Raw genomic sequence first — 14,145 nt, 5'->3', positions numbered from 1 at the left:
GACAACGGGCGCGGCAGCGCTTAGATGCGCGGCATGACACAGGAATTGCATATCGTCGGCGGCGGCATGGCCGGATCCGAGGCCGCATGGCAGGCCGCCAACATGGGCGTGCAAGTGGTGCTGCACGAGATGCGCCCGAAGGTGAAGACCTTTGCGCATCAGACTGGAAACCTTGGGGAAATGGTCTGCTCGAATTCGTTCCGGTCGGACGATTCCGAACAGAATGCCGTGGGGCTGCTGCACTGGGAAATGCGCGCGGCGGACGGGTTGATCATCGACACCGCCCACCGCCACCGCCTGCCAGCGGGCGGCGCCCTGGCGGTGGACCGCGAGCCCTTTGCCGAGACGGTGACGGCGAGGCTCAAGGCGCATGCCAACATCCGCATCTCTTACGAGGAAATCACCGACCTGCCCGCCGATGGCCAGTGGATCATCGCCACCGGCCCGCTCACCTCGCAAGGGCTTGGCGCCGCGATCCAGGCACGGACCGGGTCGGACGCTCTGGCCTTCTTCGATGCCATCGCGCCCATCGTCTATTACGACAGCATCGACATGTCGAAGGCGTGGATGCAGTCGCGCTATGACAAGGGCGAGACCGAGGAAGAACAGCGCGCCTACCTGAATTGTCCAATGGACAAAGAGACTTACGAGGCGTTCATCGACGCGCTTCTGGCGGCGGACAAGACCGAGTTCCACGAGGGCGAGACCGCGGGTTATTTCGACGGCTGCCTGCCGATCGAGGTCATGGCGGAAAGAGGGCGCGAGACGCTGCGCCACGGCCCGATGAAGCCCGTGGGCCTCACCAACCCGCACCAGCCCGACGTCAAGGCGCATGCGGTGGTGCAGCTGCGCCGCGACAACGCGCTGGGGACGCTGTTCAACATCGTGGGCTTCCAGACCAAGATGAAATACGGCGCGCAGAAAGAGGTGCTGCGCATGATCCCGGGGCTGGAGAATGCGCAATTCGCCCGGCTGGGGGGCATCCATCGCAACACCTTCCTCAACTCCCCGACCTTGCTCGACGCGCAGATGCGTCTGAAATCGCAGCCGAATATCCGGTTCGCCGGGCAGATCACCGGGGTCGAGGGCTATGTGGAATCCGCCGCCATGGGGCTTTTGGCGGGACGCCTTGCCGCAGCCGAGATCCTGGGCCGCGATCTGCCGCCTCTGCCTCAGGACAGCGCGCATGGCGCGCTGGTGCACCACATCACCGGCGGCGCGGAGGCCAAGACCTTCCAGCCGATGAACGTCAACTTCGGCCTCTTCCGGCCGCTCGACGGCGTGCGCGGCGGGCGGCGCGGGCGCAAGGACCGGTATCGTGGCTATACCGACCGGGCCAAGGAGGTCTGGACCGACTGGCTCGCGGCGCAAAGGGTGGACGCCGCGGCGGCGGAGTGATTAACTTGTCGGATGCAGGATAAGTTTCTGGACAAAGCCTACGGCGTCACGGATCCCGAGGACCTCCGCAGGCTGTACGACGACTGGTCGCAAAGCTATGACGCGGAAATCTCGGAGAACGGCTATGCCACACCGGGCCGTGCGGCGAAAGCGCTGCGCAAATTCGTCTCCGACCCCGGCCTACCGGTTCTGGATTATGGCTGCGGAACAGGCCTTTCCGGCGCGGCTTTAAAGCACGAAGGATTCGAGGTTCTGGACGGTGCCGATATTTCGACCGAGATGCTGGACCAGGCGCGGGGCAAAGGTCTCTACCGCGAACTCCTGGCCGTGGACCCAGCCGATCCCGTGCCTTTCGACAAGGGCGCCTACGCCGCTATCGCCGCGGTCGGGGTGATCGGACCCGGCGCCGGCCCCATCGACCTGCTGGATCGGCTTATGGAGCAGCTCGACTCTGGCGGCTTCCTCGTCTTCTCGCTCAACGATCACGCGCTGAAAGACCGGCGGCACAAGGGGCGGATGAACGAACATATCGACACCGGGTCAGCCATGCTGCTGCATGCCAAACACGGGCCGCACCTGCCCGGTATCGGCCTAAAGTCCTCTGTCTACGTACTTGAAAAAAGGTGACATTTACCACTCGGTTCGCCCCGTCTCCGACGGGGCCGCTGCATCTGGGCCACGCCTATTCGGCGCTGTTGGCGCATGACATGGCGCAGGCGGCCGGCGGGCGCTTCCTGCTGCGGATCGAGGATATCGACCAGGGCCGCGCCCGGACGGATTGGGAAAGGCAGATCTACGACGACCTGTGCTGGCTTGGGATCGGCTGGGAAACGCCTGTGCTGCGGCAGGTCGAGAACTTGAAATCCTACCGGCAAGCGCTTGAAAAGCTGTGGTCAATCGGGCTCTTGTACCCCTGCACCTGCAACCGGCGCGACATCCTCGCAGCGGCATCTGCGCCGCAGGAGGGCGCCGAGATCGCGTACGGACCCGACGGCATCGTCTATCCGGGCACCTGCCGCCCAGAGGCTGCCCCGACCGGTGCGATACCCGACTCGGTGGCGCTGCGGCTGGACATGCGTCGCGCGGTTGAACGTCTGGACGCAAACCATTGGTATTTCGATGAAACCGGAGCTGGTCCGCAAGGCGAAACCGGACGTATCACCATTGACGCGGACAACCTGGTCCACGAGGTCGGCGATGTTGTCCTGGCACGGCGCGACATGGGCACCTCGTATCACCTGAGCGTTGTCGTCGACGATGCCGCGCAGTCCATCAGCCACGTGGTACGCGGCCAAGACCTGTTCGAGGCAACGCAGATTCATATTGTTCTGCAAAGACTTCTGGACCTGCCCTCGCCCACCTACCACCATCACAGGCTGATCCGTGACGCCGACGGCAAGCGGCTGGCAAAGCGCGACGACGCCCGCGCCCTCGCGCTTTACCGCGACCAGGGCGCGACACCACAGGAGATCCGTCAGATGGTCGGGTTGGGCTGATCCGCGCTCAGTCCGCTACAGGTGTCAGGATTTCCACCTCTTCGCCCGCGCGGATCGCGGTGTAGAAGCAGCTTCGCCGCCCGGTGTGACAGGCGGGACCAACCTGATCGACCGTCAGCAAGAGGCAGTCGCGGTCGCAATCCACGCGCATCTCGACCAGGGTCTGGACGTGGCCGGACGTCTCTCCCTTGACCCAGAACGCCTGCCGCGAGCGCGACCAGTAGGTGACGCGGCCCGTATCGAGCGTGCGGGCCACCGACTCGGCGTTCATCCAGGCCATCATCAGCACCTCGCCGCTTTGCGCATCCTGCGCGATGGCGGGGATCAGGCCCTGCGCATTATAGACCAAGGTCGCAGGATCGAAGGACATGGGCAAAAACCTTTTTGCAACGGCGTGGGAAATTCCTATCTAAGAGGCACGCAGAGGAAGGGAAAGCCATGTCCGGCGACAACGACCTGATCAAGCTCTACTCGACGCGCATTCTCGCGTTGGCGGCGGATATTCCCAATACCGAAAGGCTGGCGCAGCCCGATGCCACGGTCAAGAAACGCTCGCCTCTTTGCGGGTCCACGGTGACGGTCGATCTGCAGGTCGCGGACGGCAAGGTCAGCGCCTTCGGGCAGGACGTGAAGGCCTGCGCACTTGGCCAGGCGGCGGCGTCGGTCGTGGGCGGCGCCATCGTCGGCACCACGTCGGAGCAGATTGCCGAGGCGCGCGATGCGCTGAAGGCGATGCTGAAATCCGATGGGCCAACTCCGCCCGCTCCTTTCGACGGTCTCGAGGTGCTGCGCCCCGCCAGCGCCTACAAGAACCGCCATGCCTCGATTCTGCTCACGCTCGAGGCGGCGGCGGACGCCGCGGAACAGGCGATGAAAGCGCACTGCGCTTAAGACATCCTTGGTGAATTGTCCTTATCTCCGGTCGCGAACCGCGCGGGGATAGACATGTTCGTGAATGCAAAGCTCGAAATCGCCCCGAAACACGCCGAGACGACCGGTGACGACCTGACCGATGTCACCCGCGCGGCGTCGTCGCTGGGCTGCGAGCTCGTCGAGATCGGCGCGTTCCTGTCGGATATCGACCGGTTGTGCCACAGCCAGACCGGCGCCCTGCAGGCCATGCGCGACGGGACGACCCATGTGAACGAGGCCAACGCCCGCATGCAGGCCGCGGCGCAGGCGCTCGCGAAACGCACCGAAGAGGCAATGACCAAGGTCTCCGATTCGACCGCGCTGCTGGCCCGCACGACCCGCGAATCCCGCGCCATCGCGGAATGGGTGCGCACGGTCAACGACAACAGCGAAACAGTGGAAAAGATGCTGCTTGCCGTGCAGAAGGCGAACGAGCAGATCGCCTCGATCGCAGCGCAGGTCAACATCCTTGCCATGAATGCCAAGATCGAAGCCGCCCGCGCCGGCCCGGCCGGAAAGGGCTTTGCCATCGTGGCAGAAGAGATCACCGAGCTGAGCCGCAAGACCGGGGCGTCGGCCGACGATATCTCGGGGACGGTCACCGAGCTGGCCGACTGGATGAGCACGCTGAGTCAGGGGGCGCAGGTCACGGCGCGCACCGCCCGCGGGCTGATCGACAACGGCAGTGCCACCGATGCCGCACTGGCCGAGATCGGCGCGGCGATGGCAGAGGTCCAGTCCGGCAGCCGCGAGATCGAAAGCGGGGTGAGCCAGGCCAGCACCGCGATCGGCCGGCTTGCCCCCGCGCTTGCCGACATCGAAACGTCTGTGACGACCATCGCCGGCGGGATCGAGCAGGCCACGGGCCGCAGCGAACGGCTGATCGACGCGTCGGAAACCATCGTTCAGCGGGCGGTCGGCGCGGGCGGCGCATCGGACGATGCCGCGATGATCGCGCTGGTTCAGGACCGCGCGGCGGACATCGCCCGCGTCTTCGAAGAGGCCATTACGGCGGGCGGGATCGGGGTCGAGGATCTGTTCGACACGCAGTACCGACCGATCACCGGGCAGGCCGCCGGTCCGCAGCAGCTTTTGACCCGGTTCACCCACCTGACGGACGCGCTGTTGCCGGCGATTCAGGAACCGGTGCTGGACTGCGACGACCGCGTGGTGTTCTGCGCCGCGGTGGATCGCAACGGGTATCTGCCGACGCACAACCGCATCTTTTCGCAACCGCCCGGGCCCGATCCGGTCTGGAACACCGCGCATTGCCGCAACCGACGGATTTTCGACGACCGGGTGGGGCTGAAGGCCGGCAAGAGCGAGACCCCGTTCCTTTTGCAAATCTACCGGCGCGACATGGGCGGCGGCGTGTTCAAGATGATGAAGGACCTGTCAGCCCCGATCCGGGTGCAGGGGCGGCACTGGGGCGCGCTGCGGCTGGCCTACCGGTTCTGACAAAAAAAACCGCCGCGCTTCCTTGGGGAAGGCGGCGGTCAGTGGCGCTGCTTGTGGGCATCCGGGTCCGCTCGGTGGGGATGGGGTTCCCCGGGAATGGGACGGGACAGGCAGTGTCAGTCGCACGCATCGGGTTTGGGACAAGATGCGAGAGCGCCCGGCACAAGCACGCAGGCAGAAAGGGGTCAGGCGAGGCCGGGCAGATGCAGCGCCACCACGAGGATCACGACGAGAGACACGGCGCCAAGGGCATCCTGGATCAGCGTATCCTGGCTGCGGTGCAGGGCGGTCTTGATCTGGGTCAGCATCGTGTCACCTCGGGTTGCAGTGTCTTTGTTGCTCCTTTGTTCTCACATTGACCACGCCTCTGTAAAGAACTTTTTAAGAACATTTGAGAACAAATTATGATTTTCCGGAAGTGCTCGCCGTTAACCCACTGAAATCAAACGGATCGCCTCGTTCTGCCGCATCAGCCACAAAAGAACGCGTGCCGCCTGCCCGCGCGGGCTCTCGAGCGCCGGGTCCTCGGCCAACAACCGACGCGCATCGCTTTGCGCCACCGCCATGAGACCCGCCTGCCGTTCGAGGTCGGCCACGCGGAATTTCGGCAGACCCGATTGCGCCGTGCCGATAAGGTCGCCCGACCCGCGCATTTCCAGATCAACCTCGGAGATGCGGAACCCGTCCTCGGTTTCGCGCAGGGTGGTCAGGCGCTTCAGACCGGCCTCGCCCAACGGCGGCTGGTACATCAGCAGGCAGGTCGAGGCAGCCTCTCCGCGCCCCACGCGGCCGCGCAGCTGGTGGAGCTGCGCGAGGCCGAAACTTTCGGCGCGTTCGATCACCATGATCGTGGCGTTCGGGACGTTCACCCCGACCTCGATCACCGTGGTGGCGACCAGCACGGCGGTGTCGCCCGCGACGAACCGGGCCATCGCCGCGTCCTTTTCGGCCGGCGGCATCTGGCCGTGCACAAGCCCCACCACGCCCTCGCCCAGCACCGCGCGCAAGTGGCGAAAGCGGTCCTCGGCGGCCGTGAGGTCGAGCGATTCGCTCTCCTCGACCAGCGGGCAGACCCAGTAGGCCTGCCGCCCCTCGGCCACGGCGCGGCGCAGGTGGTCGACAACCTCCTCCATCCGTTCGGCGGACAAGAGCGCGGTGCGGATCGGTTTGCGGCCGGGCGGCTTTTCGTCCAGCACCGACACGTCCATGTCTCCGTATTGCGCCAGAGCCAGGCTGCGCGGGATCGGCGTGGCGGTCATCACCAGCACATCCGCCCCCTGCCCCTTTTTCCCGAGCTCGAGCCGCTGGCGGACGCCGAAGCGGTGCTGTTCGTCGACGATGGCCAGCCGCAGGTCGTGGAATGCCACGTCCTTCTGGAACACCGCATGGGTGCCGACGAGGATCTGCACGTCGCCGCGCGCCAGCGCCTCCAGCTTTGCCTTGCGCTCGCCCCCCTTGTCGCGGCCCGTCAGCAAGTCCAGCCGGACACCGGCAAAGGCCGCAAGAGGCTGCAACCCCTCCAGATGCTGCCGCGCGAGGATTTCCGTCGGCGCCATCATCACGCCCTGTCCGCCCGCCTCGACCGCGATCAGCAGCGCGAGGAAGGCCACCAGCGTCTTGCCCGCGCCCACGTCGCCCTGCAGCAGACGGTTCATCCGTTCCGCCCGGCCCATGTCGGCAGCGATCTCCTCGATGGCGCGGGCCTGCGCGCCGGTGGGGCTGTAGGGCAGCGCCGACAGCACCCGGGCGCGCAGCGCGCCGTCGCCTTTCGTGCCGCGCCCCTTGCCGCGCCGCCGGTGCAGCCGCGCGAGGCCCAGCGTCAGCTGGTGCGCCATCAGCTCGTCATAGGCCAGACGCGCCCGTGCCGGCGCGGTGGCGGCGAGGTCCGACATGGCGTCGGGCGCATGGGCGCGGTCAAGGGCGACGTGCCAGTCGGGCCAGCCCTCCTGCGCCTTCTGGCCGGGGTCGATCCATTCCGCGAGCTTCGGCAGGCGCGACAGCGCGTCGGCGATGCTGCGGGTCATCAGTTTCTGGGTGATGCCGGCGGTCAGCGGATAGACCGGCTCGAAGAGCGGCAGGCTTTCAGCCTCGTCGGGGCGCAGCACGTGGTCGGGATGCACCATCTGCGCGATGCCGTCGAACAGCTCCACCCGGCCCGAGACCAGCCGCCGCTGGCCTGTGGGCAGCAATCGGGCGAGGTAGTCGCCGCGGGCGTGGAAATAGACGATCTGAAAGCTGGTGGCGGCGTCCTGCACGGTGATCCGGTAGGCGCCGCCCCTGCTGCGCGGGGCGCGGTGCTGGCCGATCACCACCTCGACCGTGACGACGCCAGGCAGATCGGCGCCCTGCACCGTGTCGCGCGGGCGGCGGTCGATCCCCGATTGCGGCAGGGTCAGCAGCAGGTCTCGCGGCGCGACGATGCCCAGCTGTTCAAAGTGCTGCGCCGTCTTGGGGCCGATCCCGTCCAGCGCCGTCAATTCGCCGAAGAGCGGAAACAGGACCTCGGGCCGCCCGGTCATGCGGCCCCGATCAGCGCGAGCCAGGCCTCTTCATCCATGATCTCGACCCCCAGCTCGCGGGCCTTCTTCTCTTTCGATCCGGCGCCCGGACCCGCCACGACGATGTCGGTCTTGGCCGAGACAGAGCCGGACACCTTTGCGCCCAGCGATTCCGCACGCGCCTTGGCCTCGGCGCGGGTCATCCTTTCCAGCGTGCCGGTAAAGACCACGGTCTTGCCCGCCACCGGGCTGCCGTCGGTCTGCGGGCGCGCGGCCTCCTGGATGGAGAGCTTGGCCACCAGCCGGTCGATCGAGGCGCGCTCGGCCTCCTGGTTGAAGCTGGCGACCAGCGACCGCGCCATCACCGTGCCGACCCCGTCGATGCCGACCAGGTCGTCCCAGGCCGCGCCCTCTTCGCCCGCGGCGTCGCGCATGGCCGTCTCGAAGGCGTCCCAGGTGCCGTAGTGCCGCGCCAGGAGGTTCGACGCGGCCTCGCCCACATGACGCAGCCCCAGGGCAAAGATCACCCGGCCCAGCGGGATGCTGCGTTTCTCGGCGATGGCGGCAAAGAGGTTGGCGGCGGATTTCTCGCCCCAGCCTTCGCGGTTCTTCAGCTGCTGCATGCCGGAGCCGTAATTCTCTTCCAGATCGAAGATATCCGCCGGTTCCTTGATCCATCCATCGCGGTAGAACTGCTCCACCTGCTTGGCGCCCAGCCCCTCGATATCGAACGCGGCGCGGCTGACGAAGTGCTTGAGCTTCTCCACCGCCTGCGCCGGGCAGACCAGCCCGCCGGTGCAGCGGCGCACGGCGTCGCCTTCTTCGCGGATCGCGTCCGACCCGCAGTCCGGACAGGTTTCGGGGAAGTCGTAGGGTTTCGCGTCCTCAGGGCGTTTCGACAGGTCCACGTCGGCGATCTTGGGGATCACGTCCCCGGCGCGGTACACCTGCACCCAGTCGCCGACCCGGATGTCCTTGCCGCCACGAATCTCCTCGCCCTTGGAATCGCGCCCGGCGATGTAATCCTCGTTGTGCAGCGTCGCGTTGCTGACCACCACGCCACCCACCGTCACCGGCAATAGCCGCGCCACGGGGCTGAGCGCGCCGGTGCGGCCGACCTGGATGTCGATGGCCTCGAGCCGGGTCCAGGCCAGCTCTGCAGGAAACTTGTGCGCGATAGCCCAGCGAGGCGTGGTCGACCGGAACCCCAGCCGCTGCTGCAGCGCGAGATCATCAACCTTGTAGACGACGCCGTCGATGTCATAGTCCAGCGTCGCGCGCTGCGCCTCGATCGTCGCGTAATGCGCCAGCATCTCGTCCGGCCCGTCGCAAAGCGCTGTGAGCGGGTTGGTCTGGAACCCCAGCGCCGCCAGCCGGTCGATCGCGGCCTTCTGCGTCTCGGCCAGCGGGTCGGACAGCGCGCCCCAGGCGTAAGCGAAGAAACGCAGCGGCCGCGCGCGCGTGATCTCCGCATCGAGCTGGCGCAGGCTGCCGGCGGCGGCGTTGCGCGGGTTGGCAAAGGTCTTGCCGCCCCGCTCGGCCTGCCGGGCGTTGAGGGCGGCGAAATCGGCATGGCTCATGTAGACCTCGCCACGGACTTCGAGCAGGTCCGGCGCGCCGTCGAGCGTTTCGGGAATGTCGTCGATGGTCCGGGCGTTCTGCGTCACGTTCTCGCCCACGGCCCCGTCGCCGCGCGTGGCCGCCTGCACCAGACGACCGTCCTCGTAGCGCAGGCTGAGCGACAGGCCGTCGATCTTGGGCTCGGCGGTGTAGTTGAGCGTGTCGTCGGATCCGAGCCCGAGGTAGCGGCGGATGCGCGCGTCGAACTCGGCGATCTCAGCGTCCTCGAAGGCGTTGCCCAGCGACAGCATCCGCACCGCGTGGGTGACCTTGCCAAAGCCGTCGGACGGGGCGGCGCCCACCTGCTCCGACGGGCTATCGCTGCGCTTGAGGTCCGGAAACCGCGCTTCGATCGCGGCGTTGCGGCGTTTCAGCCGGTCGTAATCGGCATCCGGCATCTCGGGTGCATCGGCGCCATGATAGGCGGAATTGGCGGCCAGCAAAATCTCTGCAAGCCGCGCAAGCTCCTGTTTCGCCTGCGCTTCGGTCAGCTCTTCCACCGCTGTGTCTTCGGCCGCCATGCCCGCGCTGCCCCGTCTTGATCCGCACAAATGCAGTGATAGGCGCGCGCGTCAGACAGGTCCAGTGCCCGTGCGCCGGTCAGGCCCCCATGGCGATCGACGGAAGGCGGTCCTTGTCGACCTCGGGATCGCGCAGCACATAGCCGCGGCCCCAGACGGTTTCGATGTAACTGTCCTCGCCGGTGGCTTCGGAGAGTTTCTTGCGCAGCTTGCAGATGAAGACGTCGATGATCTTGAGCTCGGGTTCGTCCATGCCGCCATACAGGTGGTTGAGGAACATCTCCTTGGTGAGCGTCGTGCCCTTGCGCAGGCTCAGCAGTTCCAGCATCTGGTATTCCTTGCCCGTGAGATGCACCGCCTTGCCGTCCACCTCGACAGTCTTGGCATCGAGGTTGACCGAGATCTTGCCGGTGTTGATGACCGATTGCGAATGCCCCTTGGAGCGGCGAATGATCGCATGGATGCGGGCCACCAGTTCATCGCGGTGGAACGGCTTGGTCAGGTAATCGTCGGCGCCGAACCCGAAGCCCTTGATCTTGTTTTCCGTGTCGTCGGAGCCGGAGAGGATCAGGATCGGCGTTTCGATCCGGGCAAGCCGCAGCTGGCGCAGGACCTCGTGGCCGTTCATGTCCGGCAGATGCAGGTCGAGAAGGATCAGGTCGTAGTCGTAGAGCTTGGCCAGGTCGATGCCCTCTTCGCCCAGATCTGTCGCATAGACGTTCAGGTTGGCATGGGTCAGCATCAACTCGATGCTCTTGGAGGTCGTCGGGTCGTCTTCAACCAGAAGGACGCGCATGGGCTGTCTCCGCATAATCCAATGATTAAATCAGAACCTGAACAAAATTAGTTAACCACTGATTACCATAAATACGGCGAAATAAAATGCAATTTATGGTTGTCGATATTTCTGCAATGTCGTCGCTTTCAGCGCGTCTTCTCCGTGGGTGGCCACGGCGCGAATCCATTCGTTCAATTCATCGGAACTGAGGCGGTAGCGCGCCATGGCCTGGTCTTCGGTCAGAAGCCCGTAAAGCACGGCCCGGACCACGGTGGCCTTGCGCGACGCGACCCAGCGCAGGGTGTCTTCCGGAGGCAGGTCCGCGCGGGTCATGACCCGCCCGTCGGGCAGTGTCACGGCCCTTGGCCCGTCGACTTTTTTCAGATACATGGCACAATCTCACTCTCTGGTCGGGGCAATCTGCGATTTTCGCGCTTAACGCCCGGTGAAACCGCCCCTTGAGAGTGTTTCGGATTTTCCTATATTTCCGCCGATCATCAGGAGTCTGTCATGCCGCTCGATGCGCCGAAGCTGAATTCGCTTGGCTTTGCCAAGCCGCCGTCCGAAACCCGTGTGGTCGTTGCCATGTCGGGCGGGGTGGACAGTTCCGTGGTGGCGGCGCAACTGGCCTCCGAGGGCTACGACGTGGTCGGCGTGACCCTGCAGCTTTACGACCACGGTGCGGCGCTGGCCAAGAAGGGCGCCTGCTGCGCCGGCATCGACATCCACGATGCCCGTCGAGTGGCCGAGGACATGGGATTCCCGCATTACGTGCTGGACTACGAGAACATCTTCCGCGACGCGGTGATCGACGAATTCGCCGACAGCTACTTGGGCGGCGCGACGCCGGTGCCCTGCATCCGCTGCAACGAGCGGGTCAAGTTCAAGGACCTGCTGGAGACGGCGCGTGACCTCGACGCCGACTGCATGGCGACCGGGCACTACATCCAGCGCAAGATGGGCGCCGCCGGACCCGAGCTGCACTCCGCGGCCGATGCGGCGCGCGACCAGAGCTATTTCCTGTTCTCGACCACACCCGAACAACTCGCCTACCTGCGCTTCCCGCTCGGGCACCTGTCGTCCAAGGCCGAAACCCGCGCGCTGGCCGCCCGCCACGGGCTCGTCGTGGCCGACAAGCCCGACAGCCAGGACATCTGCTTCGTCCCAGATGGCAACTACGCCGCGGTGATCGAAAAGCTGCGGCCCGGTGCGGCGGAACCGGGCGAGATCGTGCATGCGGACGGCCGCGTGCTGGGGCGGCACGAGGGCGTCATCCACTACACCATCGGCCAGCGCCGCGGCCTGGGGATCGGCGGGCTCTCCGAGCCGCTCTACGTGGTAAAGCTGGATGTCGAGGCCAAGCGCGTGGTGGTCGGCCCGAAAGAGATGCTGTCGACCCGCACCATCCCGGTGCGCGAGATCAACTGGCTGGGCGATGCGCGCTTCACCTCGCGCGAAGAATGGCCGGTGTCGGTCAAGGTGCGCTCCACCCGCCCCCCGCGCGAGGCGGTGATCCGGCCGATTTCCGACACCGAGGCCGAGGTCGAACTGCTGTCACCCGAGGAAGGCGTTTCGCCGGGGCAGGCCTGCGTCTTCTACGAGACCGAAGGCAGCCGCATTCTGGGTGGCGGCTGGATCTGGCGCGGACACTGATCGGGCGTTCTTATGCGTGGCAATCGACGGAGCGAGGGGCCAGCCCCTCGCGCTCCCCGGAGGTTTATTGGCAAGATGAAGCAGGCAAGGGCCCGCAGCTGGCACCACGGGCCCCGATGAAGCGTTGCTTCACCTGCCACGGTCATCGGCGCTTCCGCCTGTACCGCGCCGCAAGAAGACCCGAAGTCGGTTAAGAAAGCGTTTTCATCTGCCCGGAAATACTTCGGGGGAGTCGCGGCATGCCGCGACGGGGGCAGCGCCCCCTGAAGAAACCTGTGCGGGCCGCAGGCCCGCTCCGCCGGATCACGGTCAGACGCGGCGCAGGGCCAGCACGGCGTTCAGACCACCGAAAGCAAAGGCATTGGACAGGGCCACGTCGACCCGCGCGTCGCGCGCCTCGTTCGGGACCACGTCCAGCGCGCATTCGGGATCGGGTTCCTCGTAACCGATCGTGGGCGCGATCACCCCGTCGCGCAGGGCCATGATGCAGGCCAGAAGCTCCACCGCGCCGGTCCCGCCGATGAGGTGGCCGTGCATGGACTTCGTCGAGGACATCATCAGCCTGTCCGCATGGGTGCCGAAGACATCCGCAACCGCGGCGCATTCGGTCTTGTCGTTGGCCGCGGTGCCGGTGCCGTGCGCGTTGATGTAGCCGACGCTGTCGCGCGCGATTCCGGCATCGGCCAGCGCGCCCGAGATGGCCCGCGCCGCGCCCTGTTTCGACGGCATGACGATGTCGGCGGCGTCCGAGGACATGGCGTAGCCGATCACCTCTGCCAGGATCTCGGCGCCGCGGGCGCGGGCGTGGTCGTAGTCCTCGAAGACGAAGATGCCGGCGCCTTCGCCCTGCACCATGCCGTTGCGATTGGCCGAGAAGGGGCGGCAGGCGTCGCGGCTCATGACCCGCAGGCCCTCCCAGGCCTTCACCCCGCCGAAGCAGAGCATCGACTCCGACCCGCCCGTGACCATCGCCTTCGACATGCCGCTGCGCACGATCTGAAAGGCCTGGGCCATGGCGTGGTTGGACGAGGCGCAGGCGGTGGAGACGGTGAAACTCGGCCCCTTGAGGTTCCATTGCATCGACAGGTGGCTGGCGGCGGCGTTGTTCATCAGCTTCGGCACCACGAAGGGATGCACCCGGTTCTTGCCGTCCTCGTAGACCGATCGATAGTTGTCGTCCCAGGTGCTGACCCCGCCCCCGGCGGTGCCCAGCACCACGCCCGCCCTGGCGGCCAGTTCGCCGTCAAAGCGCAGGCCGGACTGGGCGATGGCCTCGGCCCCGGCAATGAGGGTGAACTGGGTGAAACGGTCGTAGAGCGACAGCTGCTGGCGGTTGAACACGGCTTCGGGGTCGAAGCCCTTGACCTGCCCGCCGATCTTGATCGACAGGCGATCGACGTCGCGGAACTCCAGCTCGCCGATGCCGCAGCGGCCCTCGCGCATCGCCTCGAGCGTCTGCGGCACGTCCTGTCCCAGCGCGTTGATGGTGCCCGCGCCGGTGATGACGACGCGGTTCATCCCGCGGCCTCGGCCTTCAGACGCTGGATGCCCGCCACGATATCGGCAACGCTGGAGATGTCGAAGTCACTCTTGTCGGGTTCGTTGGCGTTGAACGGGATCGAGATGTCGAATTCTTCCTCGAAGGCAAAGATGCACTCCACAAGACCAAGAGAATCGATGCCCAGGTCCTCAAGCGTGTCGGTCGTCTTGACGTCGCTCGCGTCGATCAACGCCTGTTCGGCGAGGATTTCCTTCACCCTGGTTTCCACATCCTGTCCGAAGGTCATCGCTTGCGTTCCCCTGCCTTGCGT

14 protein-coding genes are annotated in these 14,145 nt (G+C 66.1%); 6 read left to right on the top strand and 8 right to left on the bottom strand.

Annotation, left to right across the window (positions count from 1 at the left end):
• The first annotated feature begins 33 nt into the window (after positions 1 to 33).
• From trmFO to gluQRS, 3 genes are read left to right on the top strand one after another with little or no spacing between them, the layout of a single operon-like run.
• Positions 34 to 1,398, top strand: coding sequence for a methylenetetrahydrofolate--tRNA-(uracil(54)-C(5))-methyltransferase (FADH(2)-oxidizing) TrmFO (trmFO, locus tag DU478_RS06615; RefSeq protein ID WP_114510252.1), 1,365 nt, complete (start codon positions 34 to 36; stop codon positions 1,396 to 1,398).
• 12 nt (positions 1,399 to 1,410) lie between these two features.
• Positions 1,411 to 2,025, top strand: a complete 615-nt coding sequence (locus DU478_RS06610) for a class I SAM-dependent DNA methyltransferase (RefSeq protein ID WP_114510134.1) — start codon at positions 1,411 to 1,413, stop codon at positions 2,023 to 2,025.
• Positions 2,022 to 2,894, top strand: a complete 873-nt coding sequence (gluQRS, locus tag DU478_RS06605) for a tRNA glutamyl-Q(34) synthetase GluQRS (RefSeq protein WP_114510133.1) — start codon at positions 2,022 to 2,024, stop codon at positions 2,892 to 2,894. The genes DU478_RS06610 and gluQRS overlap by 4 nt, the downstream gene beginning before the upstream one ends.
• A 7-nt stretch (positions 2,895 to 2,901) precedes the next feature.
• Here the strand turns inward: gluQRS and hisI are convergent, their stop codons facing one another.
• Positions 2,902 to 3,264: a phosphoribosyl-AMP cyclohydrolase gene (hisI, locus tag DU478_RS06600; RefSeq protein ID WP_114510132.1), complete on the bottom strand. Its 363-nt coding sequence runs from the start codon at positions 3,262 to 3,264 to the stop codon at positions 2,902 to 2,904.
• A gap of 68 nt (positions 3,265 to 3,332) precedes the next feature.
• Here hisI and DU478_RS06595 point away from each other — a divergent pair, with 68 nt between their 5' ends.
• Both DU478_RS06595 and DU478_RS06590 read left to right on the top strand, forming a co-directional pair.
• Positions 3,333 to 3,785, top strand: a complete 453-nt coding sequence (locus DU478_RS06595; RefSeq protein ID WP_114510131.1) for an iron-sulfur cluster assembly scaffold protein — start codon at positions 3,333 to 3,335, stop codon at positions 3,783 to 3,785.
• A 54-nt stretch (positions 3,786 to 3,839) separates the two neighbouring features.
• On the top strand, positions 3,840 to 5,264 hold the full coding sequence (locus DU478_RS06590; RefSeq protein WP_114510130.1) for a methyl-accepting chemotaxis protein: 1,425 nt from the start codon (positions 3,840 to 3,842) through the stop codon (positions 5,262 to 5,264).
• A 185-nt stretch (positions 5,265 to 5,449) separates the two neighbouring features.
• Here DU478_RS06590 and DU478_RS23550 read toward each other — a convergent pair whose 3' ends face one another.
• From DU478_RS23550 to sciP, 5 genes are all read right to left on the bottom strand, one after another.
• Complete coding sequence (locus DU478_RS23550; protein ID WP_267897087.1) at positions 5,450 to 5,572, bottom strand: hypothetical protein; 123 nt, start codon at positions 5,570 to 5,572, stop codon at positions 5,450 to 5,452.
• 120 nt (positions 5,573 to 5,692) lie between these two features.
• On the bottom strand, positions 5,693 to 7,783 hold the full coding sequence (gene recG, locus DU478_RS06585; RefSeq protein WP_114510129.1) for an ATP-dependent DNA helicase RecG: 2,091 nt from the start codon (positions 7,781 to 7,783) through the stop codon (positions 5,693 to 5,695).
• Positions 7,780 to 9,903, bottom strand: a complete 2,124-nt coding sequence (gene ligA, locus DU478_RS06580) for an NAD-dependent DNA ligase LigA (protein WP_114510128.1) — start codon at positions 9,901 to 9,903, stop codon at positions 7,780 to 7,782. Before ligA ends, recG begins: the two co-directional genes overlap by 4 nt.
• A 79-nt stretch (positions 9,904 to 9,982) precedes the next feature.
• Complete coding sequence (gene ctrA / locus DU478_RS06575) at positions 9,983 to 10,699, bottom strand: response regulator transcription factor CtrA (protein WP_114510127.1); 717 nt, start codon at positions 10,697 to 10,699, stop codon at positions 9,983 to 9,985.
• Positions 10,700 to 10,792: 93 nt separating this feature from the next.
• On the bottom strand, positions 10,793 to 11,071 hold the full coding sequence (sciP, locus tag DU478_RS06570) for a CtrA inhibitor SciP (protein WP_114510126.1): 279 nt from the start codon (positions 11,069 to 11,071) through the stop codon (positions 10,793 to 10,795).
• Positions 11,072 to 11,191: 120 nt separating this feature from the next.
• Here sciP and mnmA point away from each other — a divergent pair, with 120 nt between their 5' ends.
• The gene (gene mnmA / locus DU478_RS06565; RefSeq protein WP_114510125.1) at positions 11,192 to 12,334 is read left to right on the top strand and encodes a tRNA 2-thiouridine(34) synthase MnmA; all 1,143 of its coding nucleotides are present in this window, start codon (positions 11,192 to 11,194) and stop codon (positions 12,332 to 12,334) included.
• 309 nt (positions 12,335 to 12,643) lie between these two features.
• On the opposite strand, the gene DU478_RS06560 is transcribed toward mnmA, so the two are convergent.
• Both DU478_RS06560 and DU478_RS06555 read right to left on the bottom strand, forming a co-directional pair.
• Positions 12,644 to 13,852, bottom strand: coding sequence for a beta-ketoacyl-[acyl-carrier-protein] synthase family protein (locus DU478_RS06560; RefSeq protein WP_114510124.1), 1,209 nt, complete (start codon positions 13,850 to 13,852; stop codon positions 12,644 to 12,646).
• Positions 13,849 to 14,121: an acyl carrier protein gene (locus DU478_RS06555; RefSeq protein WP_114510123.1), complete on the bottom strand. Its 273-nt coding sequence runs from the start codon at positions 14,119 to 14,121 to the stop codon at positions 13,849 to 13,851. The genes DU478_RS06560 and DU478_RS06555 overlap by 4 nt, the downstream gene beginning before the upstream one ends.
• Positions 14,122 to 14,145 lie beyond the last annotated feature (24 nt).

Origin of the sequence: Thalassococcus profundi (assembly GCF_003344785.1) — a bacterium.
GTDB lineage: Bacteria > Pseudomonadota > Alphaproteobacteria > Rhodobacterales > Rhodobacteraceae > Puniceibacterium > Puniceibacterium profundi.
The sequence above is the reverse complement of the archived record's forward strand: the minus strand, read 5'-3'. Positions and strand labels throughout refer to the sequence as shown.

Excerpts from the sequence above, each read along its gene's own strand:
- DU478_RS06560 (WP_114510124.1), bottom strand. The coding sequence starts at position 13,852 with ATGAACCGCGTCGTCATCACCGGCGCGGGCACCATCAACGCGCTGGGA.
- ligA (WP_114510128.1), bottom strand. The coding sequence starts at position 9,903 with ATGGCGGCCGAAGACACAGCGGTGGAAGAGCTGACCGAAGCGCAGGCG.
- DU478_RS06555 (WP_114510123.1), bottom strand. The coding sequence starts at position 14,121 with ATGACCTTCGGACAGGATGTGGAAACCAGGGTGAAGGAAATCCTCGCC.
- sciP (WP_114510126.1), bottom strand. The coding sequence starts at position 11,071 with ATGTATCTGAAAAAAGTCGACGGGCCAAGGGCCGTGACACTGCCCGAC.
- DU478_RS06590 (WP_114510130.1), top strand. The coding sequence starts at position 3,840 with ATGTTCGTGAATGCAAAGCTCGAAATCGCCCCGAAACACGCCGAGACG.
- trmFO (WP_114510252.1), top strand. The coding sequence starts at position 34 with ATGACACAGGAATTGCATATCGTCGGCGGCGGCATGGCCGGATCCGAG.
- DU478_RS06595 (WP_114510131.1), top strand. The coding sequence starts at position 3,333 with ATGTCCGGCGACAACGACCTGATCAAGCTCTACTCGACGCGCATTCTC.
- ctrA (WP_114510127.1), bottom strand. The coding sequence starts at position 10,699 with ATGCGCGTCCTTCTGGTTGAAGACGACCCGACGACCTCCAAGAGCATC.
- recG (WP_114510129.1), bottom strand. The coding sequence starts at position 7,783 with ATGACCGGGCGGCCCGAGGTCCTGTTTCCGCTCTTCGGCGAATTGACG.
- mnmA (WP_114510125.1), top strand. The coding sequence starts at position 11,192 with ATGCCGCTCGATGCGCCGAAGCTGAATTCGCTTGGCTTTGCCAAGCCG.
- DU478_RS23550 (WP_267897087.1), bottom strand. The coding sequence starts at position 5,572 with ATGCTGACCCAGATCAAGACCGCCCTGCACCGCAGCCAGGATACGCTG.
- DU478_RS06610 (WP_114510134.1), top strand. The coding sequence starts at position 1,411 with ATGCAGGATAAGTTTCTGGACAAAGCCTACGGCGTCACGGATCCCGAG.
- hisI (WP_114510132.1), bottom strand. The coding sequence starts at position 3,264 with ATGTCCTTCGATCCTGCGACCTTGGTCTATAATGCGCAGGGCCTGATC.